This window comes from Enterobacter cloacae complex sp. IR5450, from assembly GCF_049238665.1.
Lineage (GTDB): Bacteria > Pseudomonadota > Gammaproteobacteria > Enterobacterales > Enterobacteriaceae > Enterobacter > Enterobacter hormaechei_C.
The window spans coordinates 144,076-169,500 of the sequence record NZ_JBMKIC010000003.1 but is presented as its reverse complement, the minus strand read 5'-3'; the positions used below and the strand labels follow the sequence as shown (position 1 = coordinate 169,500).

26 protein-coding genes, 1 tRNA gene, 2 pseudogenes and 1 riboswitch are annotated in these 25,425 nt (G+C 52.5%); of the genes and pseudogenes, 9 read left to right on the top strand and 20 right to left on the bottom strand.

Annotated elements, in window-relative coordinates; genetic code table 11:
• Positions 1-187 precede the first annotated feature (187 nt).
• The gene (locus tag ACOTYB_RS04625) at positions 188-1,576 is read left to right on the top strand and encodes a SpnT protein (RefSeq protein ID WP_409248786.1); all 1,389 of its coding nucleotides are present in this window, start codon (positions 188-190) and stop codon (positions 1,574-1,576) included.
• 46 nt (positions 1,577-1,622) lie between these two features.
• Here the strand turns inward: ACOTYB_RS04625 and ACOTYB_RS04620 are convergent.
• The 5 genes and pseudogenes from ACOTYB_RS04620 to ACOTYB_RS04600 all read right to left on the bottom strand — a co-directional run.
• Positions 1,623-1,917 (bottom strand): annotated as a pseudogene (locus ACOTYB_RS04620) (tyrosine-type recombinase/integrase); the annotation flags it as partial.
• Positions 1,918-1,928: 11 nt separating this feature from the next.
• On the bottom strand, positions 1,929-3,152 hold the full coding sequence (locus ACOTYB_RS04615; RefSeq protein WP_219295718.1) for a tyrosine-type recombinase/integrase: 1,224 nt from the start codon (positions 3,150-3,152) through the stop codon (positions 1,929-1,931).
• A gap of 239 nt (positions 3,153-3,391) precedes the next feature.
• Complete coding sequence (locus ACOTYB_RS04610) at positions 3,392-4,153, bottom strand: ABC transporter ATP-binding protein (RefSeq protein WP_023315774.1); 762 nt, start codon at positions 4,151-4,153, stop codon at positions 3,392-3,394.
• Entirely contained in the window at positions 4,150-5,181 is a 1,032-nt protein-coding gene (locus ACOTYB_RS04605; protein ID WP_220153715.1) for a FecCD family ABC transporter permease, read from the bottom strand. Before ACOTYB_RS04605 ends, ACOTYB_RS04610 begins: the two co-directional genes overlap by 4 nt.
• Positions 5,178-6,185 (bottom strand): ABC transporter substrate-binding protein, encoded by a 1,008-nt coding sequence (locus ACOTYB_RS04600; protein WP_023324421.1) that lies wholly within the window; start codon positions 6,183-6,185, stop codon positions 5,178-5,180. Before ACOTYB_RS04600 ends, ACOTYB_RS04605 begins: the two co-directional genes overlap by 4 nt.
• Before the next feature lie 173 nt (positions 6,186-6,358).
• Here ACOTYB_RS04600 and ACOTYB_RS04595 point away from each other — a divergent pair.
• Positions 6,359-7,749, top strand: a pseudogene (locus tag ACOTYB_RS04595) (mechanosensitive ion channel family protein).
• A gap of 40 nt (positions 7,750-7,789) precedes the next feature.
• Here ACOTYB_RS04595 and ACOTYB_RS04590 read toward each other — a convergent pair.
• Positions 7,790-8,308, bottom strand: a complete 519-nt coding sequence (locus tag ACOTYB_RS04590; protein ID WP_032657976.1) for a LuxR C-terminal-related transcriptional regulator — start codon at positions 8,306-8,308, stop codon at positions 7,790-7,792.
• Positions 8,309-8,562: 254 nt separating this feature from the next.
• Between ACOTYB_RS04590 and ACOTYB_RS04585 the strand changes: the two genes are divergently transcribed.
• Positions 8,563-8,650 (top strand) — tRNA-Ser (locus ACOTYB_RS04585).
• 42 nt (positions 8,651-8,692) lie between these two features.
• On the opposite strand, the gene ACOTYB_RS04580 is transcribed toward ACOTYB_RS04585, so the two are convergent.
• A complete protein-coding gene (locus ACOTYB_RS04580) occupies positions 8,693-9,694 on the bottom strand; it encodes a magnesium transporter (protein ID WP_045343523.1) in 1,002 nt (333 codons plus the stop codon).
• Positions 9,695-9,754: 60 nt separating this feature from the next.
• Positions 9,755-9,924, bottom strand: a riboswitch (M-box (ykoK) riboswitch).
• Positions 9,925-10,082: 158 nt separating this feature from the next.
• On the opposite strand from ACOTYB_RS04580, the gene ACOTYB_RS04575 reads away from it, so the two are divergent.
• Entirely contained in the window at positions 10,083-10,583 is a 501-nt protein-coding gene (locus ACOTYB_RS04575) for a DedA family protein (protein ID WP_023315778.1), read from the top strand.
• Between the two features lie 92 nt (positions 10,584-10,675).
• The gene (gene agp / locus ACOTYB_RS04570; RefSeq protein ID WP_220153716.1) at positions 10,676-11,917 is read left to right on the top strand and encodes a bifunctional glucose-1-phosphatase/inositol phosphatase; all 1,242 of its coding nucleotides are present in this window, start codon (positions 10,676-10,678) and stop codon (positions 11,915-11,917) included.
• 32 nt (positions 11,918-11,949) lie between these two features.
• Here the strand turns inward: agp and ACOTYB_RS04565 are convergent, their stop codons facing one another.
• On the bottom strand, positions 11,950-12,177 hold the full coding sequence (locus ACOTYB_RS04565; RefSeq protein ID WP_003858110.1) for a YccJ family protein: 228 nt from the start codon (positions 12,175-12,177) through the stop codon (positions 11,950-11,952).
• Positions 12,178-12,195: 18 nt separating this feature from the next.
• Complete coding sequence (gene wrbA, locus ACOTYB_RS04560) at positions 12,196-12,792, bottom strand: NAD(P)H:quinone oxidoreductase (protein WP_006809323.1); 597 nt, start codon at positions 12,790-12,792, stop codon at positions 12,196-12,198.
• Positions 12,793-13,183: 391 nt separating this feature from the next.
• Between wrbA and ACOTYB_RS04555 the strand changes: the two genes are divergently transcribed.
• Both ACOTYB_RS04555 and ACOTYB_RS04550 read left to right on the top strand, forming a co-directional pair.
• Positions 13,184-13,354, top strand: a complete 171-nt coding sequence (locus ACOTYB_RS04555; RefSeq protein ID WP_001273664.1) for a general stress protein — start codon at positions 13,184-13,186, stop codon at positions 13,352-13,354.
• A 116-nt stretch (positions 13,355-13,470) separates the two neighbouring features.
• A complete protein-coding gene (locus tag ACOTYB_RS04550) occupies positions 13,471-14,391 on the top strand; it encodes a DMT family transporter (RefSeq protein WP_263521498.1) in 921 nt (306 codons plus the stop codon).
• A gap of 110 nt (positions 14,392-14,501) precedes the next feature.
• On the opposite strand, the gene rutG is transcribed toward ACOTYB_RS04550, so the two are convergent.
• From rutG to ACOTYB_RS04510, 8 genes are all read right to left on the bottom strand, one after another.
• On the bottom strand, positions 14,502-15,824 hold the full coding sequence (gene rutG / locus ACOTYB_RS04545; RefSeq protein WP_220153717.1) for a pyrimidine utilization transport protein G: 1,323 nt from the start codon (positions 15,822-15,824) through the stop codon (positions 14,502-14,504).
• A gap of 21 nt (positions 15,825-15,845) precedes the next feature.
• Positions 15,846-16,337 carry an NADH-dependent FMN reductase RutF gene (gene rutF / locus ACOTYB_RS04540; protein ID WP_015570873.1) on the bottom strand — a complete coding sequence of 164 codons (492 nt, stop codon included), beginning with the start codon at positions 16,335-16,337 and terminating at the stop codon, positions 15,846-15,848.
• Positions 16,338-16,349: 12 nt separating this feature from the next.
• Positions 16,350-16,940, bottom strand: a complete 591-nt coding sequence (locus tag ACOTYB_RS04535) for a malonic semialdehyde reductase (RefSeq protein ID WP_409248785.1) — start codon at positions 16,938-16,940, stop codon at positions 16,350-16,352.
• 9 nt (positions 16,941-16,949) lie between these two features.
• Positions 16,950-17,750, bottom strand: coding sequence for a pyrimidine utilization protein D (rutD, locus tag ACOTYB_RS04530; protein ID WP_220153718.1), 801 nt, complete (start codon positions 17,748-17,750; stop codon positions 16,950-16,952).
• Positions 17,751-17,757: 7 nt separating this feature from the next.
• On the bottom strand, positions 17,758-18,144 hold the full coding sequence (rutC, locus tag ACOTYB_RS04525) for a pyrimidine utilization protein C (RefSeq protein WP_008499822.1): 387 nt from the start codon (positions 18,142-18,144) through the stop codon (positions 17,758-17,760).
• Between the two features lie 11 nt (positions 18,145-18,155).
• A complete protein-coding gene (rutB, locus tag ACOTYB_RS04520) occupies positions 18,156-18,845 on the bottom strand; it encodes a pyrimidine utilization protein B (protein ID WP_220153719.1) in 690 nt (229 codons plus the stop codon).
• Complete coding sequence (rutA, locus tag ACOTYB_RS04515; RefSeq protein WP_220153720.1) at positions 18,845-19,936, bottom strand: pyrimidine utilization protein A; 1,092 nt, start codon at positions 19,934-19,936, stop codon at positions 18,845-18,847. The genes rutB and rutA overlap by 1 nt, the downstream gene beginning before the upstream one ends.
• 439 nt (positions 19,937-20,375) lie before the next feature.
• A complete protein-coding gene (locus ACOTYB_RS04510; protein ID WP_230683309.1) occupies positions 20,376-20,759 on the bottom strand; it encodes a hypothetical protein in 384 nt (127 codons plus the stop codon).
• Positions 20,760-21,379: 620 nt separating this feature from the next.
• On the opposite strand from ACOTYB_RS04510, the gene ACOTYB_RS04505 reads away from it, so the two are divergent.
• The gene (locus ACOTYB_RS04505; protein WP_126524713.1) at positions 21,380-22,120 is read left to right on the top strand and encodes a hypothetical protein; all 741 of its coding nucleotides are present in this window, start codon (positions 21,380-21,382) and stop codon (positions 22,118-22,120) included.
• Positions 22,121-23,062: 942 nt separating this feature from the next.
• On the opposite strand, the gene ACOTYB_RS04500 is transcribed toward ACOTYB_RS04505, so the two are convergent.
• Positions 23,063-23,236, bottom strand: coding sequence for a VOC family protein (locus ACOTYB_RS04500; RefSeq protein WP_214595493.1), 174 nt, complete (start codon positions 23,234-23,236; stop codon positions 23,063-23,065).
• 429 nt (positions 23,237-23,665) lie between these two features.
• Positions 23,666-23,920 carry a GNAT family N-acetyltransferase gene (locus tag ACOTYB_RS04495; RefSeq protein WP_324292429.1) on the bottom strand — a complete coding sequence of 85 codons (255 nt, stop codon included), beginning with the start codon at positions 23,918-23,920 and terminating at the stop codon, positions 23,666-23,668.
• Positions 23,921-24,353: 433 nt separating this feature from the next.
• On the opposite strand from ACOTYB_RS04495, the gene rutR reads away from it, so the two are divergent.
• On the top strand, positions 24,354-24,992 hold the full coding sequence (rutR, locus tag ACOTYB_RS04490; RefSeq protein ID WP_015570865.1) for an HTH-type transcriptional regulator RutR: 639 nt from the start codon (positions 24,354-24,356) through the stop codon (positions 24,990-24,992).
• Here rutR and ACOTYB_RS04485 read toward each other — a convergent pair.
• The gene (locus ACOTYB_RS04485) at positions 24,989-25,384 is read right to left on the bottom strand and encodes a lysozyme inhibitor LprI family protein (RefSeq protein ID WP_220153721.1); all 396 of its coding nucleotides are present in this window, start codon (positions 25,382-25,384) and stop codon (positions 24,989-24,991) included. The genes rutR and ACOTYB_RS04485 overlap by 4 nt on opposite strands.
• Positions 25,385-25,425: the final 41 nt, after the last annotated feature.

Below are 25,425 nucleotides of genomic sequence, written 5' to 3'. Positions count from 1 at the left end.
TCCACGTATCTGTATCAGGTTACTGTGTGATGGGGGATATTTTACGGTAAATAGTGCATTTCATCAATGAACAGCGTGCTACAGATTTCTTTTTAAATCATTATGTTAATGCTTTTATTGAATGTTCTGTCCTCGTGTTAGTACAATTAGCTTTTCTGCGTCTACCAAACATTATCAGGATGTGATGATGGCTAAACTGAACAAGAAACAACTTGCTTTACTCAAAGAAATACCTGCCGATCAACTCATGCAAATAATTTGTGATATTGCAGAGGATAATGGTCAGGCAAAATCCTTTCTTATTAATAAATATCTGTTAACTCCAGAAGAATCACTGAAAAAGGCTGAGGCTGAATACAAAAGGGTAATTAAAACAAAACGCTTTTATGATTATTATGAAGCAGCGATTTTTTTTGAGGGGCTATACAGGAATGTCATATTTCCACTTGAAAAGACGGTATCAACGCTGCCTGAAAAAACCGAGGCGTTTTGCCATGATTTACTGCTCTCATTTGATAAAGTCAGCGAAATTGCTGATACACCAGATGGATCATGGATGGACTATTATAATGGTGCTGTCGAAATATGGTTAAAATCCCTGTCCCTACAAAAAGACAAAAGCATTGATGTTATAGCGGATAAAATACTTTCCGTACTTAAAGGTGATGTATATTTTAACTTTGATATTTTTGATAAGTATAAAAAAGATCTGGGATACAATGTTATTCGTGCTTTAAGGGAAAGTCTTCTTAAGACAGGTGATGTTAATGATGCTGTTGAGTTAAGTCTGTATATCAGGGATGTTGATTTCATCAGGCAATGCTTTGAGAAAAGAAAACTGAATCATCCAGAATATATCATTAAGTTTGCTGAGTTGCTGGTTGATGAACTGTGTACTGAGGAGGCCATTCAGGTTCTCAATAAAATCAAAGAAGATAAATCAGTTGATCAGGCAGGGCTTCGTGATAAATGGACTGAGGTGTTGGCTCTGGCGTTGATTGAAGAAGGCGAGATTCAGCAGGCAAAAACAATTTGTATAGACGGATTTAAGAACAGGTGTGATGTTATTTTTTATAATATCTATAATCGGGTGGAGAAAAATAATGACTCACTGGATTTGTTCTCTGGCATAGCAAAGAAAAAAGGCTTTCCGTTTGTTATTCTTTTCTTGTCCGGGACAGATAGTTATGGAAAACTTGATTCTGAAGTCATGAATGCGAGTGAAAATGAAATCGCAGAGATGATGTCTTTATTACGCGGTTCTTTTGTTCGTACCTTATCGAGTGAGCTTTACAGGCATGGTTATGCATGTTCTGCAACTCTGCTCCGTAGAGTGCTGGCAGAGGACAGTATCAGTCGTTCTCAGAGTAAATACTACACCTATGCGGCATCTGATATGAAAAAAAGCATTGATTACAGTAAAGATATTGCATGGACTGAAAAAATCCCTTCAACAGAAGAGTATTTAAAATCTCTGTTTATTGAGCACAAAAGAAAATACGCACTCTGGGAAATAATGCTGGAAAAAATCGCTGGTTTAGCGATAGAGAAAGATTCAGTATCATATTCAGCATAGACTGTAATTAAGCATGAAGTTGAAAGGCCGCGAACGGCCTTTCCCTTTATTTATTTGTAGCAAACTCAAACGGCCTGACCATATCGTTGCTGTTAGCATCAAGGAAATCAGCCCACCACTGGAGCATCAGGCGGCGCTGCTCAAGATGCTGGGCTGTGTGGGTATAAGCAGCACGGATGCTGTTGCTTTCCTAATGGCTCATCTTGAAGCTCTACAGCGTCTTCTGACCACAAACCTGACTCAATTAAGGCACTACAGGCTAGTGTGCGGAAACCATGAGCGCAGATGTCCTGTGTAGTGTCATAGCCCATCTTACGCAGCGCTTTATTGATGGTGTTTTCAAACAGAGCAGTTAAACGGCAAAACAATATCGCGTCCAATCATCCATCAACGCCACACGCTTAGGCCATAACGTTCCGCGCTGATAAGCGGCCTCTGCTTTATCAGCTAGTTGATGGGCCAGTGCGTGTTCAATAACTTCACGTTGATGATCTGTAGTTTCACCAGCCCAGTCACGAAACGTGGAACGGAAGCCGTGTTGGGTTAAGCCTGAATGATTCATTCGCTTTAATACTGCCAGCAAAGACATATCAGATAGCTGTCCACCACGAGGGGCAGGGAACACAAGGTTATTGTCCTTAAAGCGGGGTAAAGCCTTTAACAAATCTACCGCAGCGTCAGACAGCGGTACACGATGTTCTTTACTGGCTTTCATTCTGCTGGCGGGAATGGTCCACGTTTTGTTCTTCAGATCAATTTCTGACCATTCAGCACCCCGGACTTCACCAGAACGGGCAACAGTCAGGATTGAAAACTCAAGTGCTCGTGCTGAAATGCCAGCTCGTTTCTGCAGTTCGGAGATAAAGAGTTTGATCTCACTATAGGGCAGGGCTGCATGATGTTTTTGTTGCTGAACCTTACTTGGCATTGGTAGCAGGGGCTTAAGCATACCTTTCCATGAAGCTGGGTTATCGCCCTCAAAGTATTCTTTCGCCTTGGCGTAATCAATAATGGCTTCTATGCGACCACGCAGGCGGCTGGCGGTTTCGTTTTTTGTTAACCAGATAGGTTCAAGTATTGCCACTACATCAGCTTTCGTGATTGAGCTGATAGGCTTTTCACCTACGACAGGGTAAGCGTAGGCCTCAAGCGTTGAACGCCATTGTGCGATGTGTTTCTGATTTTTAAGTTCCTTGGCCTTAATTTCGATAACGTCTTCAGCGCATTCGGTAAATGTCTTTCTCTTATGAGCTAGCTTTTCTTGTTCTGCTCTGGCGGCGTGTTTTTCTTCAAGTGGATTAACACCATTACGGACTTGCTTACGTAACTCACGGGCCTTATCACGGGCATCTGCTAAGGAGACTTCAGGGTAGGCACCAAGTCCCATGTTCAAACGTCTGGGGACCGTCCTTCCCAATCCGTTTACTCTGACTCCCATTGCAATACAGAGTATCCATGAACGGGACTGACCCCGGACCCGGAGATATAAACCGTCAACTCCACCAACAGCATAAGAGCCTTCAGTTTTTAGCTTGGCAACAGCCAGTCCGGTGAGTTCTTTGGCTTTCTTTGGCATATGTTAAATCCTGTCATACAAACCGCCATGCATAAGGTACTGCATAAAATGTCAGATTTTTTCGGATGGTGCAAGACGTCCTCGAACAATCGATTCTGACAACATATTGTTTATTAATGGTAAAAATGGACGATTTCTGACATTTTCGTACATTAATTTGGCGGACTACGCTTCCGCCAAATTCGAAACTCCTGCGATAGCAATATCGCAGGAGTTTTTGCTTTTGCGCCAGTCTTCCGTCATGCCACCATGTTGTAGCTTATCGTGATCCCGGCGTCGGCCTTGCAGACCTGAGCTTTTACGCACCAGGTGTCCTCGATGTTTGCCGGCGTCAGAACCGCTTCGGGCGCGCCCGTGGCGGCGATCTGCCCGGCCTTCAGGAGGATCAAACGCTGGCAATAATTGGCCGCAAGATTGAGATCGTGCAGTGCAACCACCACCGTAAGCGGCAGCTGTGAAACGAGCCGCATCAGCTCCAGCTGGTGCTGAATGTCCAGGTGGTTTGTCGGTTCATCGAGCAACAGCACCTGCGGCTGTTGGGCCAGCGCGCGGGCTATCTGGCTTCGCTGGCGCTCTCCGCCAGACAAAGAGTGCCATCGCCGCTGGCGTAAGCGGCATAACTGCATCAGGCCAATCGCCTGCTCAACCGCAGCCTCATCGTCGCGCGAGGTTTTCTGGAATGTTTTCCGGTAGGGCGTACGCCCCAGTCTGACAATGTCCTCAACGGTCAGTTCTCCGTCGACCTCAGCATGTTGCGGGACAAACGCCATGTGCTGCGCGCGTTTTTTCAGCGGCATCATGCCGAGCGTTGTGCCATTAAGCGCCACGCGTTCGCCGAGTCGTGGAAACAGCCCGGCGAGACAGCGCAGCAGCGTCGACTTGCCCGAGCCGTTTGGCCCTAACAGGCCGATAATCTGCCCGGATGGCAGGTCGAGATCGATACCCTTAAGCACCGTCTGCGCTTGTCGGGTTACGGTTAACCCGGCCACAGTAATATTCATGGATGCTCCTTTCGGTTTTGATCAAGCAACGCCACAAAGACGGGGGCGCCCACCAGCGCAGTCACCACCCCGATGGGCAGAACCTGGTGCACAATCAGCGTGCGTGAGACGATATCGGCGAGGATCATAAAGTGGGCGCCGATAAGAAACGTCAGCGGGATCGAGCGACGATGGCCCGGCCCGCATAGCATGCGCGTCACATGGGGAATGACCAGCCCGACAAACCCCACTGCGCCGGTGGCGCTCACCAGCGTTGCGGTAACAATGGCACAGGTCAGCAATAAGACAATACGCACGGCGGTAACCGGGATCCCCAGCGTGGTGGAGACCTCATCCCCGAAGGTGAAGGTGTCCAGCGCCCGTGAAAAGAGCAATACCACCAGTAAACCCGCCAGCGTAACGGCCAGCGCCAGCAGCGCGTCAGGCCAGCGCACGCCGCTCAGACTTCCCAGCAGCCAGAACATGACGCTACGGGACTGCTCGGCATTGGCGGACGTGCTGACGACGTACGCGGTCATGGCGTTGAAGAGCTGGGTGCCCGCAATGCCAGCCAGCAAAATGCGCGACGGGCTTTCACTCATCCCGTTTGTTATCACCATGATGAGCGCAAAGGCGGCGCACGAGCCGACAAACGCACCGCTGCTCACGCCAATCACGCTCCCCCCGATGCCGAGAAGCATCACGCAGACGGCCCCCAGCGATGCGCCCGCGGAAATCCCCAGCAGATAAGGCTCAGCCAGAGGGTTACGCAGGATCGACTGCAACACCAGCCCGCACAACGCCAGGCCGCCGCCGTTGCACGCGGCCATTACTGCCCGGCTCATGCGATATTGCCAGACGATACCTTCCTCCGTTTGCGGCAACGCATAAGAGGTCAAACCCAGTCCGTTGAGGATCGCTTTCCCGGTACTGGCATACGACACCGGCATATCCCCGATACTGGCGGCAAAGACCAGCATCAGCGGCAGCGCCATGGCACCTGCTGCCAGTAAACCCTGCTGGCGGCGGTCAAAAGCGAAATGACTCATTGTTCATCCTGGAAAGAAGCCAGCCGATCGCTGATAAGCTCAACCGCATCGACGTTACTCAATGAAGGGTTTAACGACATCGCTGGCACCACGATGATGTAGTTGTTCCTGACCGCAGGCATGTTCTTTGTCACCGGGTCACTGCGCAAGAACGCTTTTTTTACCTCAACCTCATCGGCAGGATAGAGCCTGCGGGACATCCCGGCGATAACAATCACGTCCGGCTGCGACTGGGCAATATGTTCCCACGTTACAGCGGGCCATTCGTCGTGAGAGTCAATAATGTTCTTCAACCCCAGCGTGCGGCTAATCCAGCCAGGCGCGCCGTAATTCCCCGCCACCCAGGGATCGCCATTCAGACGGCTGCTGGAGAACCAGAATACGACGCTAAGTTGTTTCGCGGAGGCGCGCGCCTGGGCCTTTTTAATACGCTCCGCCAGCGCACGATTGAGCTGCTCACCTCGCGCGGAAACATCAAAAATCGTCGCCAGATCTGTCACTTCCCGCGTAATTTCCGCCAGTGAAAACGGCGCGCTACGTGCTCCGTCTGCGTTTGAGGTTTCCGTTACCGTTTTATCCGTGCAGTCGGCAGGGGAGATCCACGTATTAATCCCCAGCGACGCAAACTGTTCACGGGTTCCCACTTCTCCCTGCGGACCAATGTGCCAGTGATACTGCGCGAGAACGAGTTCAGGTTTCTGCCCTACCACGGCCTCAAAGGAGGGGGAATTATCCGCAAGCCGGGGGAGGTTTTTCCCGGCATCCTCCAGCGTGGGTGGCAGCGTGCCGAACCAGACTGACGTCGCGGCGATGGTTTTCTCCAGCCCCAGTGCGAGCAGTAATTCTGTTTCATGCTGACCCACGGTCACGACGCGCTGAGGAGCCTGCGTAAAGGTCTGCTTTACGCCGCAATTTTCAATCGTGAGAGGCCAGGTGGTTGCGGCGAAAGCGGCAGGTGCCATGGAGAGCAGTGAAGCCAGAAATAACCCTTTTTTAAGTAACATAGAACGCTATCCGAAATTGTTATGTTATAACATAATACATATATTGCGATTGAGAGCAACACGCTCACCGTCGCTTGTTGCAGAAACGAAAGGCTGGACTATTCTCAACATACCCACCTGGCATTCGCGGGTTGCCTGAAAAATAACAAGATTTCTGACCTGGGGGAGTGAGGATGAAAAAGATCCTGCTCGCGTTTGCGTTCTGTTTTGCCGCCCTGAGCGCCTTCTCATCGTATGCCGCAGAGCCCCGCCAGGCGCCTACGGAGCAGGAGCGCGCCCGAACGGTCTATATCTTCCATCAGCCCATCGTCATGCTACAGGCGAAATTTGGCCTGACTACGCCGGAAGAGCGCGTTTTACGCATCCGCAACACCCTGCGCAATTTTACCGAGGCGGATGTGCGTGAGCCGCTGGCCTGCTGGCGCTGTTGCTGCTCTGCTACGGCGCGTGGCGATCCTGGCGCTGGTTCCGGCGCGTCTACCGTCGGCGTATTGTGGAGAACCGCAGCCGGGTGCCGCAAAGCTGGCGGCGGTACATTGGCGCCATTGAGATTCGGCTTTACGCCTTGCTGATGTTCCTGTTGGGTTTGATTGGCTTTTACGTCTGGCTGAGCTGGGCATTCAGTCTGTTTCCGTGGACGCGGGTGTGGGGCACGTCGCTGGGAGACTGGACGCTTCGCGTGGTACAGCAAATTGCCCTGGCGATTGTCTCGGCCTTGCCGGGGCTGACGATTGTTCTGATCATTTTCCTCATTACCGCTTTTATTCTGAAGCTTCTTAAGATGGTGCTGAATCAGGTGGAGGCTGGTCGTCTGCAACTTCCCGGCGTACATCCGGAAACCGTGGGGGCTACCCGTAAGCTCATTTCCGTCGCCGTCTGGCTATTTGCTCTCTCCGCTGCCTGGCCGTTTCTTCCCGGTGCAAACTCGCTGGCGTTTAAAGGTATTAGCGTCTTCTTTGGACTGATGTTAACGCTGGGCTCGGCAGGGGTGATGAACCATGCCATGAGCGGTCTGGTCCTGATTTACTCCCGCGCGCTGCGTAAAGGCGATGTCATTCGGGTGGCGGATAACGAAGGTAAGGTCAGTGAAATAGGCATGCTGGCGACCAAAATTATTACCCGGGAAAATTATGTCGTTACCGTGCCCAATGCGGTGGTGGTGAGCGGTAAGATCACCAATCTGAGCGCGCTACAGCCCGATGGCAGCCTCAATCTGACGGTCAGCGTCACTATCGGTTATGACACCCCATGGCGTCAGGTGCATGCCATGCTGGAGCTGGCCGCGAAACGGGCAAAAGGGTTTGACCTTTCCGAGCCGCCGCTGGTGCGCCAGTTAGGGTTAATGGACTGGTATATCGCTTACGAATTGCAGGTCCGCCTGCTGCCCGATCAGTCCCTCGCGGTTGCCCGCAATGAACTGCATAGCCAGATACAGGATGTGTTTAACGAATTTAACGTGCAGATCATGTCCCCGAATTTTGTTATGCAGCCAGAGGGCAGCGTGATGGTTGCCAAAGAGAACTGGTATACCGCGCCAGCCAAACCCCCTCAGGGCGAAACGTGACGGCCCGGTTTTTCCGTGGCAAGGCAAAATGTCACAGCTTTTAATCGACGATCGCCGATTTTACACGGGTCATCGCCAGAATGTTTTTTGAGCGCATATTTAATTTCTCGATGATCCTCACGCGGTAGGTGCTGGTCGTTTTTTGTGACAGTTGCAGCTTTTTCGCGATCTCATGGTTTTCCAAATGAAACAGCTTCAGCACGTCATACTCGCGTCGCGTAAAGGAGTGTGTCCTGAGCGCCCGATAAAAACGCATCAGCTGCTGAAAAGGGTGAGCAGTAAAATGCATCGACGAATAGATAATATTATCGATTCTCACCGCGCGGTTGGCTTCTATCTCATGCATCAGGACAATGTAATCACGCTTAACTTTTTTGACCTGCCGAATGGTTTTATTGCGTAACTTATCCTGTTCAATCGCAATGATAAAATCCATCGCCTGATCGACCCCATCAAGATCGTGAATATCCGCGTCATCGCGAATCAAATGGGTTGATGTCAGGGAGCTTGATACACCATGGCAAAGGTAATAGTTATCACTGATAAATAAAAAATTCATAATCGTCGTTAAATAAAGTCATGGCTAATCTCTTATCGCAGTGATCCACGGTTAATGGGTGTTGTGCGAAAAAGAGTCTAAATGACCACCCGCGAATCTAATAAACGTTATGAATGTAAAAATAAATGTTTACATTTTAACCAGTCGATGACGAAGAAATCAGCGGGACGGAAGGGGACGACGAAAGACGTGTAACGTTATGCAATTTCGTGCTTTACATCATGCTCAGAGATGTTTATAGTGCGCCTCACTTTGGAAGCGTGGCCGAGCGGTTGAAGGCACCGGTCTTGAAAACCGGCGACCCGAAAGGGTTCTAGAGTTCGAATCTCTACGCTTCCGCCAAATTCGAAAACCCTGCGATAGCAATATCGCAGGGTTTTTTCGTTATTCCAGCCCCAGCGTATACTGCGCAATTTTGAAGTAGATAATCAGCCCGGTGCCGTCGATTAGCGTGGCGATAAACGGTGCGGAGACCACCGCCGGATCGATTTTGCAGCGTTTCAGTACCATCGGGATCACCGACGAGACGATGGCGCTCCACAGCGTAATGCAGACCAGCGTCAGGCTGACGATGAGCGTGATTTCCATCCCAATGCCCATCATCCAGGCGCGAACGCAACCCGCCAGACCCAGCGTGGCGGCAATCATTAACGAGGTGCTCATCTCTTTGCGCAGCACACGACCCACATCGCGAAGGTGGACTTCACCCAGCGCCATGGCGCGCACCAGCGTCGAGGTGATCTGCGTCCCGCTGTTTCCGCCGGTGCCAATCAGCAGCGGAATAAAGAACGCCAGCGCAATTGCGGATTCCAGCGCCTCTTCAAAATGCTGGATCACCGAGCTGGTATACGCTTCCGCGACAAAAAGCAGCAGCAGCCAGACGGAGCGTTTCTTCCACAGGCTAAAGGCGCTGGTTTCCAGATAGGGCTTCTCCAGCGGCAGCGTCGCCCCCTGAAGCTGGGCATCTTCAGTAACGTCATCTTCCAGCAGATGGGCGATTTCACGCTCGGTAAGGCAGCCCACCAGCTTGCCGTGGGCCACCACCGGCACCACATCCGCCCCCGCGTGCGCCAGCACCCCGGCGACATCCGCCCGCTCATCTTCCGGTTTGAGCTGAATAAAATCCGATATCATCAACCCCTTAACGGGCTGCACGGTGTCGGTGGCCTGCAACAATTTGCGTACGGCGATCAAACCCGCGAGGCGACCGTTATCTTCGATAAAAATATGCGACGGAATATCATCATCTTTTAATTTTCCAAAAAACTGCTCGCGTGCCAGAGCTACGCATAATGAAATATCGATAACGATAAAATCGGTATTCATATATTGCGCGATGGCGCTGTCATTGAAAGCCAGGTTTTGGTTGTGAATAGCGTAAGACATAGTAAATTCCCTTTGAATAATAAAATCTCTCAGGGGCGAGCAAGACAGGGCATGTCGGAAAGGAGATCCCCACGTCCTGGGTTCAGCACTGTACACCGTATCCCGCAAGGGAAGTTATACTGACAAAGCCTTGATTCGACAGTGCCTGTTTTACCCTGTGCCGGTTCTCTCGAACCCGCCAGAGCGATAACGTGTATTTGTACAGGAGCCTCGCCATAACTAGATCGTTGTAAAACGAGAGGGATAATACGCTTATTTAAAACCGCTGCTGAGGAATTTTAATAATGTTGAAGAACGGTTTAAATGAATAGTATTAAACGCATGTTGAGGTTTTATTTAACTGCTTTCTTTTTAAATGGATAATTCATTTGTTACCGGAGAGAGTAAAATGGCATGGCTGGACACGCTGCTGGATCATTTTGCGCATTATCCGACGCATCTGTTCGCGCTGCTCGTTGTTATGGCGTTGAGTAAATCGACGGTGCTGGTCTCCTCGGTGCTGCCGCCCGCATCGGTCATGCTGATGGCGGGGATCGCCGTCAGTCAGTCGAGTCTGCATCCCGGAATGACGTGGCTGGCGGTGGTGATGGGCGCTACGGCAGGTTCGGTGCTGAATTACCATATCGGCCAGCTGATGGGGCATACCCGGCTGGTGTCACGCCTCACCGCAAAACATGCCGATAAGTTTCTGCGGGTACAGCATCAGCTGCAAAAGCACGGCGTAGTCGCGCTGTTCACGTCGCGTTTCCTGGCGGTGCTGCGTTATATCGTGCCGCTGGCGGCCGGCATGCTCAGGATGAGCGCGATGAAGGTTTACGTCGTTAGCCTGCTGTCAGCCTGCGCATGGGCGGCGCTGTATGTCGGCATCGTCACCGGCATCAGCATCTGAACGTATTCATCAGTTTGAGAAATGCTTCCCGAAAAAACGGTCACCAGTCTGTCACACTCAGCGTAACGATAAAAACGCATGAGGAAAAAGGGATGAGAAAAGCACTACTCGCTGTCGCCGTGGCAGGAACGTTTTCAGTGACGTTTGGGGCGCAGGCACAGGACACGCCGGATGGCTATCAGCTGGAACAGGTGCTCATCATGAGCCGCCACAACCTGCGCGCGCCGCTTGCCAATAACGGCAGCGTGCTGGAGCAGTCCACGCCCAAGCAGTGGCCGGAGTGGGACGTCCCGGGTGGACAGCTCACCACCAAAGGCGGCGTACTGGAAGTGTATATGGGTCACTATATGCGCGAGTGGCTGGCAGAGCAGGGAATGGTGAAGACGGGTGAATGCCCGCCAGCGGATACCGTCTATGCCTACGCCAACAGCCTCCAGCGCACCGTGGCGACCGCGCAGTTCTTTATCACCGGCGCGTTCCCCGGGTGCGATGTTCCTGTGCATCATCAGGAAAAAATGGGCACCATGGACCCCACCTTCAATCCGGTCATTACCGATAACTCCCCTGAGTTTCGCGAGAAAGCGCTGAAAGCGATGGAGACGGAACGGCAGAAAATGCAGCTGGATGAAAGCTACAAACTGCTGGAACAGCTGACAAACTACAGCGACTCGCCGTCCTGCAAGGAGAAAAAAGTCTGCTCCCTGACGGAGGCGAAAGATACCTTCAGCGCCGATTATGAAAAAGAGCCGGGCGTCTCCGGGCCGCTGAAGGTGGGTAACTCGCTGGTGGATGCGTTCACGCTACAGTATTACGAAGGCTTCCCGACAGACCAGGTGGCCTGGGGGGAAATCAAAACCGATCAGCAGTGGCGCGTGCTGTCGAAGCTGAAAAACGGCTATCAGGACTCGCTGTTTACGTCGACGGAGGTGGCGCAGAACGTGGCTAAACCGCTGGTGAAGTACATTGATAAAGCGCTGGTGACCGACCAGGCAAAAGCGCCAAAAATCACCCTGCTGGTAGGGCACGACTCTAACATCGCCTCGCTGCTGACCGCGCTGGACTTCAGGCCTTATCAGCTGCACGACCAGCAGGAAAGAACCCCGATTGGCGGTAAAATTGTCTTCCAGCGCTGGCATGATAAAAACACTAACCAGGAGCTGATGAAAATTGAGTATGTTTACCAGAGTTCAGATCAGCTGCGTAACGCCAGCGTACTGTCGCTGCAATCCCCTGCGCAGCGCGTGACGCTGGAGCTGAAGGGCTGTCCGGTGGATGGCAACGGCTTCTGTCCTGTCGATAAAATCAATGCGGTGATGGATAACGCGGCGAAATAGAAAATAACCCCCCGCGTGGGCGGGGGGAACGTTCAGACGTTTTTACGTTCGATGGTTTGCTCGCCCCAGAACAGCGAGTCTTTGTCGGTTTTTTTGAAGGCGCGAACCAGCACTTCATCGTTGCCTTCTTCCCAAATCTGTTCAGCCAGCTTTTCGTCATAATTGGCGACTTCAAAGATGGCTTCGGCAATCTCCGGAGAGGTATTGCGTAAACTTGCCCATTCGCCCACGTGGTGAGCTTTGGATTCTTGAGTTGGCATACTTGTCCTCCTGTTAGGTTAGCCGTTCAGTTTTTTGGCAAGACCCGCGACGTATTCACCCTGATAGCGGGCGATTGAAAGTTCTTCATTGCTTGGCTGACGTGAACCATCCCCACCGGCAATCGTTGTTGCGCCATAGGGCGTACCACCACGGACCTGGGAGACATCAAACAGTTCCTGCGCGCCGTAGCCAATCGGCACAATGACCATCCCATGATGCGCAAGCGTTGTCCAGGTGGAAGTGATCGTCTGCTCCTGGCCGCCGCCCGTGCCGGTAGAGCTGAACACGCTGGCCAGCTTGCCATATAACGCGCCGGAGGCCCAGAGTCCGCCCGTCTGGTCGAGGAAGGTGCGCATCTGGCCGGACATATTGCCGAAGCGGGTCGGGGTGCCGAAGATAATGGCATCATAGTCCGCGAGCTCCTGCGGGGTGGCGACCGGGGCGTTTTGTGTTTTCCCCCCGGCTTTGGCGAAGGCTTCCGCCTGCATGGTTTCCGGTACGCGTTTAACCACGACCTCAACGCCGTCTACTCTGTTTGCGCCTTCTGCTACTGCGTGAGCCATGGTTTCAATGTGTCCATACATGGAATAATAGAGCACCAGAACTTTTGCCATTTTGCATCACTCCTCGTTGGTTTTTCTTACAGCGGATCGCTGCGTTCCTTTAAAGATATGACATCACGGCCAGACTGCAAAAATGAACGGCATTTCTTTGATATATAACAATATCTTTTCGTTACGTGCTTTGTAGCAAAATGAAACAACTTTCGCGGCGCGGATTTTTCAAAATATAAGAATGGCTTATGAATGACTTCCTCAATATTTCATACGAAAGGCTGAGATCATGTTGCAGAATATTACCTCTCGCTTGCCGGATAGCCGCATTACACTAAGCTTAGTTTCACGCGGCACAGATAAAGGCACTGTCCTTGAGCCGCGAGGTGAAAGAATCCTCTTTTACTGAATGCAATATGATGTCTAATGTTTCACACTCTGGAGGTTAGAGATGGCAAACCATCGTGGTGGTTCAGGTAATTTCGCTGAAGACCGTGAAAGAGCATCAGAAGCAGGTCGTAAAGGTGGCCAGTCTAGCGGGGGCAACTTTAAAAACGACCCTCAGCGCGCATCAGAGGCTGGTAAAAAAGGGGGTAAAAATAGCCACGGCAGCAACAAGTAGTACGCCGGGTTAACTCTCTGCCGCCGGGTTTCCCGGCGGTTTTTTTATGTCTGCTACATTGAACTGTCATCAAAGGCATCGCACACTACAGGATTGATTCTTCGTGCTGGTGTCCCATGTCCGTTTCCCGTTTTACCTTCTCCATTAAGCCTCAGGAAGCCATCCTGATTTTGATCACCATGTTCTGGGGCGGAACCTTTCTTGCCGTTCAGTACGCGGTCACGATGAGCGATCCGTTTTTCTTTGTAGGGCTGCGTTTTGCAACCGCGGCGGTTGCCGTGGCGCTTATTTCACTGAAAACCCTGCGCGGATTGACCCTGAGAGAGCTTAAAGCGGGTGTCGCTATTGGCGTGGCGATTGCCATGGGTTACAGCCTGCAAACGTGGGGGCTCCAGTCTATCTCCAGCAGTAAATCCGCCTTCATCACCGCCATGTACGTACCGCTGGTGCCGCTGTTGCAGTGGCTGTGCCTCGGCAGAATGCCGGGCCTGATGTCGTGCATTGGCATCGTGCTGGCGTTCATCGGCCTTATTTTATTAGCCGGGCCGGAAAATAATCTGCTGGCGCTGGGGCCGGGGGAGATCATCACTCTGGTGGGGGCCGTCGCCATTGCGGCAGAAATTATTCTGATTAGCGCCTGGGCAGGAAAAGTGGACCTCAAGCGGGTGACGGTGGTGCAGCTTGCCACCGCGTCGCTGGTGGCGTTCGCGACGATGGTGCCGGCAGGGGAGTCCGTCCCGCCGATGTCTACCGGGCTTATCGTCGTGGCGCTGGGGCTGGGCATTTTCAGCGCCATTATCCAGGTCACCATGAACTGGGCGCAGCGCAGCGTATCCCCGACACGGGCGACGGTCATTTACACCGGTGAACCGGTGTGGGCGGGTATTTTCGGGCGACTCGCCGGGGAGCGTCTGCCGCTGCTGGCGCTGGTGGGCGCGGCATTTATTATCGCCGGGGTGCTGGTGAGCGAGTTGAAGTTAAAAAAACGACGTAAGGCGACTGCCGGATTGAGCGCTGAACAAAGGGCAGATAGCTAACAACGCGCACCCTGTCCGTTTAGCCCGGCGGCGCTTCGCTTGCTCGGGCCTACTTGCCAATTGTAGGCCGGGTAAGCGTAGCGTCACCCGGCAAGAATGCGGCACGTATTTCAGGTGGAAGGGGTGATGGCTTTTCCTTGCGGTACATCCCTTTTCCGGCGGCTCAGCAGGGCGTTGAGCAGGATCGCGCCGAAGGTCGCCGTGCCAATCCCGCCCACCGTAAACCCGCCCAGCGTCAGGGCGAAATCACCCGCCCCCAGCACCAGTGTCACCGCCACCATGATCAGGTTACCGTTCTGGCTCAGATCAACATGATTCTGCACCCAGATACGTGCCCCCGCGACGGCAATAAGACCAAATACCACAATCGAGGCGCCGCCAATCACGGGTGCCGGGATGGTGTGGATCAATACGCCGAATTTTGGGGAAAAGCCGAGCAGCATCGCCATCACCGCCGCCGCCACGAAGACCAGCGTCGAGTAGACTTTGGTCACTGCCATCACGCCGATGTTTTCCGCGTAGGTCGTCACGCCGCTGCCGCCGACCGAGCCGGAGAGCATGGTCGCCAGGCCGTCTCCCACAAACGCCCGTCCCATATACGGATCCATATTGCGCCCGGTCATTCCCGCTACGGCTTTCAGGTGGCCCAGGTTTTCAGCCACCAGAATCACTGCGACAGGCGCGATGAGCATCATCGCCTGAGAGTTAAAGGTGGGCGAGGTTATGTGCGGCATGCCGAACCAGGCGGCCTGATGAATCAGTGTGAAATCAACCGGTTTGCCGAGGCCGAACACGTTCGCCAGCAGCGCGTAGACCAGACAGGCCGCAATCAGCCCGACCAGGATCAGCAGCCGCTGGATCATGCCGCGCGTAAAGACCGCCACCACGCCGATGCACAGCACCGTTATCACCGCCATCCAGCTTTCAAACGGCGAGCCGGATACGCTCTTCACCGCAATCGGCGCGAGGTTCAGGCCTATCGCCATCACCACCGCCCCGGTGACGACGGGGGGCATCATTCGCTCGATCCAGCGCGTGCCGACTTTCATCACCACCAGACCGGTCAGGGTGTAGACCAGCCCACAGGCGATAATGCCTCCGAGGGCCACGCTCAGGTTGGGATTAATACCCTGACCGTTAAACCCGGTCGCTGCAATGACCACTCCAACGAAGGCGGCGCTGGAGCCCAGATAGCTGGGCACACGCCCGCCGGTGACAAAAAAGAACAGCAGGGTACCCATACCCGACATCAAAATGGCGAGGTTAGGATCCAGCCCCATCAGCATGGGCATCAGCACCGTCGCACCAAACATCGCGACCGCATGCTGCACGCCCATCACCATTGTCTGCCCGAGCGGGAGCCTTTCATCCGGCGCGACCACGCCTTCTTCTGTGGAGGTCGATTTCAACTGCCAGTGGGGAAGTCCGAACATGATCTGTCTCCTGAATGCGGATTAACAGGCGGGTCGCATAAGTGCGTGATAGCCGCGGTCGAACCACACCAGCCCTTGCGGCGCCGGGTGGCGTACGATGGATACGATGTCGCAAAACAGAATGTCGTGAGTGCCAACGCTCACCACCTGGCTGATGCGGCAGTCGAACGAGGCCAGCGCATTTTCCAGACGCGGGCAGCCCGTGTCGCCTGTCTGCCAGCGGGCAGCGGCAAAGCGGTCCGCCATCGGCGTTTTCCCGCCAAACAGGTTGGATAAAGGCTCCTGTCCGGCACTCAGCGTGTTAACGCACAGGGTGCGGTTCTCGCTGAAAATCGGCCAGACCGACGCGCCGCGGTTCAGGCACACCAGCAGGGTAGGCGGGGAATCCGTGACGCTGCATACCGCGCTGGCGGTGAAGCCCGCCAGGCCTGCCGGGCCGTCGGTGGTAATGATATTGACCGCTGCGCCGACGCAGGCCATAGCGTCGCGAAAGGTTTGTTTATCCGGTGTCATCACGTTCGCTCCTTACGCCAGCCCGCAGGCATCGTCAAAGGCCAGACGCGGCAGGCGTCCGTACAGTTTGGTCGTATCGCCATAGCCGATGTTAATCAGCAGATTGCTTTTGAGTAGCGTGCCCGTGAAAAATGCCGCGTCCACTTTTTCCCGGTCAAAACCCGACATCGGCCCGGTGTCCAGCCCGAGCGCGCGGCAGGCGAAAATCAGGTACGCGGCCTGCATTGAGCTGTTGCGAAAGGCGGTCTCTTCCGCCAGCGCGGGGCTTGCGGTAAACCAGCTTCTGGCATCGCCGTGCGGGAACAGTTCAGGCAGGCGCTCATAAAACTCGCTGTCCCAGGCGACAATCGCCGTGACCGGGGCAGTGAGCGTTTTCTCAAGGTTGCCGCTGGAGAGCGCCGGGCGCAGCTTCTCTTTTCTTTCCGGGCTTCGCACAAACACAATGCGCGCCGGGGAGCAGTTGGCGGACGTCGGCCCCCATTTCATCAGGTCATAAATCTCGCGCAGCGTCTCGTCACTGACCGGTATATCCAGCCAGCCGTTATGGGTACGTGCGCCGGTAAACAGCGTTTCCAGCGCGGCGGGCGTGATGGCTTCGCTCATTCAAACTCCTTACAAAGCGGGTTCTGGGCTGTGCAGCAGGCTGGCAAGCCCGTTCAGCAGCAGAGTGTTAAAGATGTCCGGCGCGGTCACGTTGCAGGCATGCCCGCCCTGGCGCATGACCGTTTTGCGGGCGTGCGGGAGTGCGGCGTGCAGTTCATCAGAACAGACGGACGGCACCAGCAGATCGTCGGTGGAACAGATAATCTGCACGGGGCAGCGAACGCGTGCAGCGTGGCGGCTGAAATCGGCCTGCTTCAGCGCATGCAGCCTGCGCAGCAGATTGGCTTTGCCCTGAAAATGGGCCAGCGCCAGCGCGTCCTCGGCCTCCAGCCGCGGGGCGCGGGCGGCCATCCAGTCTGCCGGGTAGAGGAACAAGGGCTGTGCCTCTACCCACGCCTGCGCGCCGCCCGCATGCAGCAGACGTTCGCGAACGTCAAAACAGCGTCGGGTATGGGCATTGAGCGTCAGCCAGCCGTTGACGCAGACCAGCGCGGTAAGGGCGTCGGGCTTATCGATGGCCAGCCGCAGGCCTACCAGCGCCCCCAGCGCGTGGCCGACCACGCAGTAACGGGCGATCCCGGCCCCGGCTAACGCCAGTGCGAGCTCGTCGGCCATGTGTGCGAGGGTGTAGTCTTCCGGCAGGGTATCCGGGTTATTCCCCGTGCCCCGCTGGTCGTAGCACACCACCTGATACTCCTGCCCCAGCACGGCGAGCTGAGGCAGCCAGTAGCTCCCGCTGCCGCCGAGCCCGGCAATCAGTACCACCACGGGCGCGCCCGCAAAGGGGGGCGGGAAAATGGACAGTTTCATGGCGGCCTCACTTCGCGATGTGCGCAACGGTGGCAATTTCAACCAGCGCGTCCGGCTTTACCAGCCCGCACTGGATGCAAAACCGCGCCGGTTTATCGCCGGGGAAAAACTCCGCGTAGATTTCGTTAATCGCGGCGTAGTTTTTCCAGTCGGTGATAAAGATGCTGTTGAAGGTCACGTCCTCCATCGTGCCACCCGCCGTTTCGATCACGGTTTTGATCGTCTCCAGCACGTGGCGGGTTTGCGCCTTTGGGTCGTTGATAAACACCACGTTGTTGTCTTTATCAAACGGCAGCGTGCCCGAGACATACACCACGCCGTCGGCGAGGGTGCCGGGGACAAACGGGGCAATCGGGGTGCTGGTGCCCGGCGGAATAATCACGGATTTCGGCATAGCGGTTCTCCTCAGGCGATGCGGGCGAGCGGGGGATCCAGCGCGTCGCAGAAATCATTGACGTTACTGACCCAGCCAAAAAAGGTTTCGATATTGAACAGGGCGGCTTTCTGGGCAAAATCCGGCCCGGCCTGATGGGTAGCGTCTTCCAGCACCACGCCAAAATACTCGAGGAAAAAGCCGTCGCGCAGGGTCGACTCCACGCAGACGTTGGTGGCAATGCCCGTAAAGACCAGATGACGAATGCCCCGGCTGCGTAGCAGGCTGTCGAGCGGGGTATTGAAAAAGCCGCTGTAGCGCGGTTTCGGCAGTACGATATCGCTGGCTTCCGATACCAGCTCATCCACCAGCTGATAATCCCAGCCGCCTTTCGCCAGCAGCGTGCCCTGGAGTTCGGGCCGTTGGCGCATGGTTTTCAGGGCGTTGGATTTGTGAAAGTTGGGTGAGCCGGGACCACCAGCTTCGACGTACTGGTCGTCCCAGCCGTTCTGGAACCAGACGATGAGCATGCCCGCAGCGCGCGCAGCGTGCACGGCGGTTTTAATGTTCTCGATCACCGGCTGCGTGGTGGAGACGTCAAACCCGGCCAGATCCAGATACCCGCCTTTACTGGCATAGGCGTTTTGCATATCCACCACGATCAGCGCGCTGCGCTGCGCGTCAAAGGTAATGGCTTCCGGGCGAGCGTTGAGGGTCGTCATTACGCCACCTCCTTCGTCATGGCAGGGATGTGGGCGCGGCACTGCATCAGCGGCTGAATGCGCTCGCCGAAGGTTTCCACGCCGGTGAGAAAATCATCGAAGGTCAGCAGCACGCCTTCGGCGCCGGGCACGGTAGCCACTTCGTCGAGCATTCTGGCGACGCTGGCATACGAGCCAACCAGGGTGCCCATGTTGATATTGACGGCAGACGTCGGGTCGGCCATCTGGCGAACGTTGGTGTCCGCGCCGGAGCGGGTATCCTTCTGGCTCTGCTCGGTCAGCCAGCTCAGCGCTTCGTCATCCGCGCCGTCCTTGTATCGTTCCCATTTGGCGCGCGCGGCGTCATCGGTTTCGTCGGCAATCACCATAAACAGCACGTAGGAGCCCACGTCGCGCCCGGTTTTATCGGCGGCCGCTTTCATGCGTGCCGCAGTGGGCGCGAAGGCGGCAGGGGTGTTAACGCCTTTGCCGAAGCAGAAGTTGAAGTCGGCGTATTTCGCGGAAAATTCCATTCCCGCGTCGCTCTGCCCGGCGCAGATAACCTTCATCGGCACCGACGGCTGCGGGCTGACGCGGCAGTCGTTCATGGTGAAGAAATCGCCTTTGAAATCGCTTTTGCCGGTGCCCCACAGATCGCGCAGCACCTGCACATATTCAGTCAGGTAGTCGTAGCGACGGGAGAAGTAATCGTCCCCCGGCCAGATCCCCATCTGCTCGTACTCCGGCTTTTGCCAGCCGGTGACCAGGTTAACGCCAAAGCGCCCGCCGGAGATGGAGTCGATGGTGGAGGCCATCCGCGCCACGATCGCCGGGGGCAGGGTAAGGGTGGCGGCGGTGGCGTAGATCTGGATCCGCGAGGTGACCGCCGCCAGGCCCGCCATCAGGGTAAAGGACTCCAGGTTGTGGTCCCAGAATTCGGTCTTACCGCCGAAACCGCGCAGCTTGATCATCGAGAGCGCAAAGTCGAAATGGTAATGCTCCGCTTTCTGCACGATGGCTTTATTCAGCTCAAAGGTCGGCATGTATTGCGGGGCAGTGGTCGAGATAAGCCAGCCGTTGTTGCCGATCGGTACAAATACGCCAATTTTCATCACGAACCTCTCTTCATCTCTGTATGGGTGAAAGTCAGACGTGGCGCTGCATCCTGCATATCCTGTTCAGCCTCGTGAAAAGGGTTTTGCAAAGGGGATGCCAGTTTTTAAAAGGGCTTTATTGTTAATGTGTTAACGCAAGGTTGGTGAATAGAGTGCAAATAAAGTGGACTAAATGGTCAAAATAGATGCACGCAAACAGGCAACGGTGCGCGATGGCGGTGCAGGGGCGGTAAGGGATTGGGGAGCGGGTCGTCCGCATTGAGCAAAAAGCAAAAGTTAGTAATCGCTCTCGTTGCTGATGAGGGCCGCACCCGTGGCAGGATAAAAGGTGTTGTTATTCAATCTATCCAGGGTACAGATTCTCCAACATAAGTGTGTGTGTGCAGCAGCGGCAAGTCATCTTAACATCCTTTATCGTGATTAAAGTATTTACCTCTTACAGAATTCCATTCTCATCAACAAACAGACCCGGATAAAAACTGCTTTCGCCAATGCAGAATAAATCCCTTCGCTGATGCTCATGTAGCGCGACCAACCAGAATACAGGCTCGGTGGTATCAAGACGTCCACATACTTCGCTGAATATTTCATTCCACGATTTGCCAATCTTTTTGATCAGAAAATAAAACAATGGTGTGTAGTCTCGGCCATGCTTCTGTCCGCCATGTATTGACTCGCGCTTGGCCAGTAGTTCATCCCCGACTCTTTTACGATTACGTTCCCAGCAATATTCAGAACCTGGATTATTAGAATGGTGCCGCGTAGTCGTGTTGACGCTGCAATACAGTTTACGAGGCTTATTCTGTTTATGAGTACGCATAATCCGATCCTGTGCATCCTTTATTCTATGAGTTAGTAACTCCTGCCGGAGCTAGATTTAATAGTTGGAGGCTGCATAAAAAATTGCCGTGTTTAAAGGTAATCTCATTTTGCTGAAATACCCTCCCATTGACAACAACTAAAAGCCCGCTGCTGGCTGTGAATTCAACGGTTCGGAGCAATCACCAGCTTGGACGTTCAGGTTGTTCTGTCCAATTTCAGGTAATGGGAGATTCACCATGTAAATATATTTCACAAATCCATGTATCATGTGTATGAATTGTTTTCATGACCTGTTTCTTCTATAATTTGTGCCAGGACATAAACATCAAACATAATTTAGGTTGCAAAGATATGTATAAATGCCTCAGGTTGCCTTTTGACAAAGTAAAAATCGACAGAATGTGTGATGAGAAAGGTAACAATGCCTCATACGTAAGAATCACCTACAATGAGTTCTACTATTATTTAAGTTACTACGATCTGAGACCAGTCACACCAAATTTTAATTCCATTGAATGCATTCCCAAAAACAGCGATCTTTATATCATTGTATATAAAATATCACCTAATAGCTATAGGATATGCTGGCTAGGAGATTGCGATTGCATCGAGTTCAGAATGATGGACACTGAAAGAAATCGTGGTAAATCTGCATCTTTAGCTGTATTGCTTGGTCTGATTTTATGTACACTTTCTATAGGTGCGTATTACTCATCTAGCACTGATATATTTGTATGTTATGTCCCATTTTTATTACTAAGTTTGTTTGGTTTTATCCTGACACTCCTTAATTTTTGTCATACATACTCAGATGAATTCATTCAATTTCGAGATTTGATGCGAAAAAACCTTATGCAAGAAAAAGATTTATTTACCTCTGTTACAAACTTATCAAAAAGTTGCCAGCATAAACAAGATTATGAGCTAAACCTAAGATTACCTAAGGAACTCAACCGAAGAATAGTTACAATAGACACTGTATACCGGGAGAGAAGAAAAGTAACTGTATACGAGCCCAATACTGGTTCAGATTTGTCTTATAGTACAAGTTACACAAAATGCATGGTGAATATGGTTTGTGATGGAGAAAAATTCACATTTGAGTATAAGGAGGCTTCAGGTGATCCAGCTCCATTTATTGCAAAGGGCGATAAAGCCAAACTATATTGGTATGGACCGGAACACGAAGTAATTCCTAGTGATCGCGAAGATATTACCTATGGAACACGACTTATCTGTTTACATAATATAACAACGGATAACTTTTATGAAAGTCGCATGTGTAATGAACCGGGTAATGTTTTCAAACTATCGCAGAAGGGAGGACGGGATATTTATAACCACTACTCGCAATGTTGATTAAAAAATCATCTATCATGCGATCCCACTAGATGCACTCCCAATAAGAGCTGGATGCAGCCATCGAGCCGCACCAGCCGTCTTTTCTTCACTCTTTTAATTCTCCGCAATCACTTGGACATACAGCATTTTATATCCACTGGGACTGATAACATATCAGTTCAAAAATATCCTATATAAAACAACTGCAACTAAACAAATAAATGCTGCTAGTGAGATTTTTCCAAGACCGGACTCGTATTTTAAAACCATAAAAACCATAAAAACCAAAAGAAGAAAAGCCAGAGCAGGCAGTCTCCATACCACAAAAAACACCGTTAATTTTGGCATCATTGATTATACATCACTGATCCTTTCATTGTAATATCTGCTTCCTCGGGATGCTCAGACTGTTCTGTCTATATCCGCCAGGGCATGGGAGGCATTTAACGACGAAACTCCCGCAGCGTTAGCGAGGACAAAAAATGAGCTGCGACTTCAGCCATAATAATCCCCCATACTGCAAAACTGGGTTTTCTACCGTGGTGCTTCGTGGGCCAATTTTCTGGGATTCAGACCCGGAACGCGCCATTTCAGCAATATTTCAGACCAGTTTTGTTGTAATCTAAAGCAGTCAGCACTCGATCTTCCAGGATAAGTATCGCCTGTGTCCTTTTCCGTGTCACCCTGACAAACAGGAAGTTCCGTCCATTTATGTAAAATAACAGCCGATACACCTTCAGAAATCACGGTAGTTGACCGGCTGCTATGAGCAGAGGAACGGAAATACAGGAAATGATGTAAGCGCTTTTCATGATACAGAGAAAGTAATTATGCCAAACGCATTAATTGACCAACGCTTTTACTGAACTGATACCACCCGTCAGACGATCCTGCCTGAATATTTGCGCAGGATCGTCTATCAGCATTGGGGAAGTATATTAGCGACTATCGCGTCTCGTGTTAAACCGCCTCTATATTGTACCCATCAGGATCAAGGATGAACGCGGCGTAATATCCAGGGTGATAATGGGGCCTGTAACCCGGCGCACCATTATCTTTTCCACCTGCCTGGAGGGCGACATGGTGGAATGCCTCAACATCCTCTTTGTTTTTTGCATTGAAGGCAAGATGCATTCGGGGTGTGGAGGGAGTTCCCTGTGTTAACCAGAACGCACCGCCAGGATCTTGCCCTTCATCGAGTTGGGCGGGACCAAAACCTACCGCCTTGCCCGGAAATTCAAGCCGGATAACATGACCAAGACTGGCAAGAACATTTGTGTAACATTACTTACTGTCTTCAAGATTTATGACGTTGAATCCGGTGTAGTCAATCATTTTTTACTCTCGTCAGCAAAGAAGAATAACAGTAAAACATTAAACCATCGGGTGAGGTTGGATTTGGTATAAGAATTGGTGATTGCGTCTGTTCTTTACCTGTGTGAAACGATCTCTCCCAGAGCTGGTATGTTTGTTCTCTATTGATTCTCGCGCTGATATTTGTAAGGTCCACTCCTGACACGATGCAGCCAGCACCGAAGGTCCGCTGTGAGCGAAAATCGGACGTTATATACACATCCCCATTATCTTGAGTATGCTCCGCTGTGACTCTGTTTCGAAAACGATGTCGCTGATGTATTGCATTCCCTGCTTTTTATAGAATCTATGAGCATGTTCGTTTTGCTCGAGAACCTCCAACCATAAAAATTTTTTTCCATCACTTCGGGCAAGATCTATGAATTTTTTAAACATTAATTGACCGTAATGCTGATTCGTTTTAGTTGGGGCAAGGTAGAGTTTGTCAAGAAGAACACCACTAATGTCTGTATTAGGGATAGTCGCTTGCCATGTCAGCTTCGCAAAACTAATCGGCTGATCTATTTCCGCTATATACCAGTTTATGTTTTGTCATTAATATTCTGCTCAATAACAGGAAGAGAATATTCACATTCCAAATAATTATACAATCCTGATTCTGACTGCCACATATGCTTAAAGTGCGCTGGATAGATGCGATAGCCAAGCTCTTTTAGTAATACTGAATCGGCTAATGTTGCTTGTCGTATGACTAAAGGCATGGGAAAAGCCCTTACTTAACGAGAAAAAAGTGATATCAAATTTGTAATATAAGTGGGCTGTTAAGTCTACCTGTCCGTACATTTTCCTTTTTGATTCGGTGCAGCCCCGCTCCCCAAAATGTCGAGAGAAAGCAGGGCATTTGCTATGCTATGGCAAACCAATAAGGAGAGCGAAAATGACACAAGGCGCAGTGAAAACACCAGGTAAACGTTCGCAGGCGGTGAGCGCCAAGAAACAGGCGATCCTCAGCGCTGCGCTGGAGACATTTTCGCAGTTTGGTATTCACGGTACGCGCCTTGAGCAGGTGGCGGAGCAGGCCGGGGTGTCCAAGACCAATCTGCTCTACTACTACCCTTCGAAAGAGGCGCTGTATGTGGCGGTGATGCAGCAGATCCTGGATATCTGGCTCGCACCACTTAAAGCATTTCGCGAAGAGCTGGCCCCGCTGGTGGCGATAGAGGAGTACATACGCCTGAAGCTGGAGGTATCGCGTGATTACCCGCAGGCATCAAGGCTGTTCTGCCTGGAGATGTTGCAGGGCGCGCCGCTGTTGCAGGCGGAGCTGACGGGAGATCTAAAGCAGCTGGTGGACGATAAATCGGCCATTATTGCCGGATGGGTCGCCAGCGGAAAACTGGCGCCCGTCGATCCGCATCATCTGATCTTCATGATTTGGGCCTCAACCCAGCACTACGCTGACTTCGCGGCCCAGGTCGAGGCGGTGACCGGTAAAACGCTCCAGGACGAGGCGTTTTTCCAGAGTACGCTGGATAACGTGCAGCGGATGATTATCGAAGGGATCCGTGTGCGCTAATCAGCCGGTTGGAAAGGGCAGCTTAAATTGCCCTCTTCACACTGCATCAACGAGGCCAGAAAGGCTTCGCGCCCCGCTGTTTTCTCCGTCAGGCACTGGTTGATAATCATCGGCTGAATAGTGCCACCTTCGGTTCCTGAACCCATCAATTTACAGTCTGCGTCACGCAGGGCGATCCACGCCTGCTGCGCCTTTTTCAGCAGGTCGCGCTGAGGGGCTGCCGCGCGTTTGATGGCGGCCTGGTACGTCTGGTTGAGCTTTTTATCCGCAGCCTGGTACTGCTCTGCCGCACAGGCACTGAGTTCTGTCTGGGTGGTCGCTTTGTCGCACTCGTCGGCCAGCGCGCTGACGCTGAGCAGCAGTGCTGCGCCTGCGATAAGATATCGTTTCATACACTCCCCAATAAAATAAGCCTCCGTCTCCGGAGCCTTAT

What these genes read in the sequence shown, in the direction of transcription:
- agp (WP_220153716.1), top strand. Translation starts at nt 10,676, where the DNA reads ATGAGAAAAGCACTACTCGCTGTCGCCGTGGCAGGAACGTTTTCAGTG.
- rutG (WP_220153717.1), bottom strand. Translation starts at nt 15,824, where the DNA reads ATGTTCGGACTTCCCCACTGGCAGTTGAAATCGACCTCCACAGAAGAA.
- ACOTYB_RS04510 (WP_230683309.1), bottom strand. Translation starts at nt 20,759, where the DNA reads ATGCGTACTCATAAACAGAATAAGCCTCGTAAACTGTATTGCAGCGTC.
- ACOTYB_RS04605 (WP_220153715.1), bottom strand. Translation starts at nt 5,181, where the DNA reads ATGAGTCATTTCGCTTTTGACCGCCGCCAGCAGGGTTTACTGGCAGCA.
- ACOTYB_RS04610 (WP_023315774.1), bottom strand. Translation starts at nt 4,153, where the DNA reads ATGAATATTACTGTGGCCGGGTTAACCGTAACCCGACAAGCGCAGACG.
- wrbA (WP_006809323.1), bottom strand. Translation starts at nt 12,792, where the DNA reads ATGGCAAAAGTTCTGGTGCTCTATTATTCCATGTATGGACACATTGAA.
- ACOTYB_RS04505 (WP_126524713.1), top strand. Translation starts at nt 21,380, where the DNA reads ATGATGGACACTGAAAGAAATCGTGGTAAATCTGCATCTTTAGCTGTA.
- ACOTYB_RS04590 (WP_032657976.1), bottom strand. Translation starts at nt 8,308, where the DNA reads ATGAATTTTTTATTTATCAGTGATAACTATTACCTTTGCCATGGTGTA.
- rutF (WP_015570873.1), bottom strand. Translation starts at nt 16,337, where the DNA reads ATGACACCGGATAAACAAACCTTTCGCGACGCTATGGCCTGCGTCGGC.
- rutB (WP_220153719.1), bottom strand. Translation starts at nt 18,845, where the DNA reads ATGACGACCCTCAACGCTCGCCCGGAAGCCATTACCTTTGACGCGCAG.
- ACOTYB_RS04555 (WP_001273664.1), top strand. Translation starts at nt 13,184, where the DNA reads ATGGCAAACCATCGTGGTGGTTCAGGTAATTTCGCTGAAGACCGTGAA.
- ACOTYB_RS04535 (WP_409248785.1), bottom strand. Translation starts at nt 16,940, where the DNA reads ATGAGCGAAGCCATCACGCCCGCCGCGCTGGAAACGCTGTTTACCGGC.
- rutC (WP_008499822.1), bottom strand. Translation starts at nt 18,144, where the DNA reads ATGCCGAAATCCGTGATTATTCCGCCGGGCACCAGCACCCCGATTGCC.
- ACOTYB_RS04565 (WP_003858110.1), bottom strand. Translation starts at nt 12,177, where the DNA reads ATGCCAACTCAAGAATCCAAAGCTCACCACGTGGGCGAATGGGCAAGT.
- rutR (WP_015570865.1), top strand. Translation starts at nt 24,354, where the DNA reads ATGACACAAGGCGCAGTGAAAACACCAGGTAAACGTTCGCAGGCGGTG.
- ACOTYB_RS04580 (WP_045343523.1), bottom strand. Translation starts at nt 9,694, where the DNA reads ATGTCTTACGCTATTCACAACCAAAACCTGGCTTTCAATGACAGCGCC.
- ACOTYB_RS04575 (WP_023315778.1), top strand. Translation starts at nt 10,083, where the DNA reads ATGGCATGGCTGGACACGCTGCTGGATCATTTTGCGCATTATCCGACG.
- rutA (WP_220153720.1), bottom strand. Translation starts at nt 19,936, where the DNA reads ATGAAAATTGGCGTATTTGTACCGATCGGCAACAACGGCTGGCTTATC.
- ACOTYB_RS04550 (WP_263521498.1), top strand. Translation starts at nt 13,471, where the DNA reads ATGTCCGTTTCCCGTTTTACCTTCTCCATTAAGCCTCAGGAAGCCATC.
- ACOTYB_RS04485 (WP_220153721.1), bottom strand. Translation starts at nt 25,384, where the DNA reads ATGAAACGATATCTTATCGCAGGCGCAGCACTGCTGCTCAGCGTCAGC.
- ACOTYB_RS04625 (WP_409248786.1), top strand. Translation starts at nt 188, where the DNA reads ATGGCTAAACTGAACAAGAAACAACTTGCTTTACTCAAAGAAATACCT.
- ACOTYB_RS04600 (WP_023324421.1), bottom strand. Translation starts at nt 6,185, where the DNA reads ATGTTACTTAAAAAAGGGTTATTTCTGGCTTCACTGCTCTCCATGGCA.
- ACOTYB_RS04615 (WP_219295718.1), bottom strand. Translation starts at nt 3,152, where the DNA reads ATGCCAAAGAAAGCCAAAGAACTCACCGGACTGGCTGTTGCCAAGCTA.
- rutD (WP_220153718.1), bottom strand. Translation starts at nt 17,750, where the DNA reads ATGAAACTGTCCATTTTCCCGCCCCCCTTTGCGGGCGCGCCCGTGGTG.
- ACOTYB_RS04500 (WP_214595493.1), bottom strand. Translation starts at nt 23,236, where the DNA reads ATGCATCTTGCCTTCAATGCAAAAAACAAAGAGGATGTTGAGGCATTC.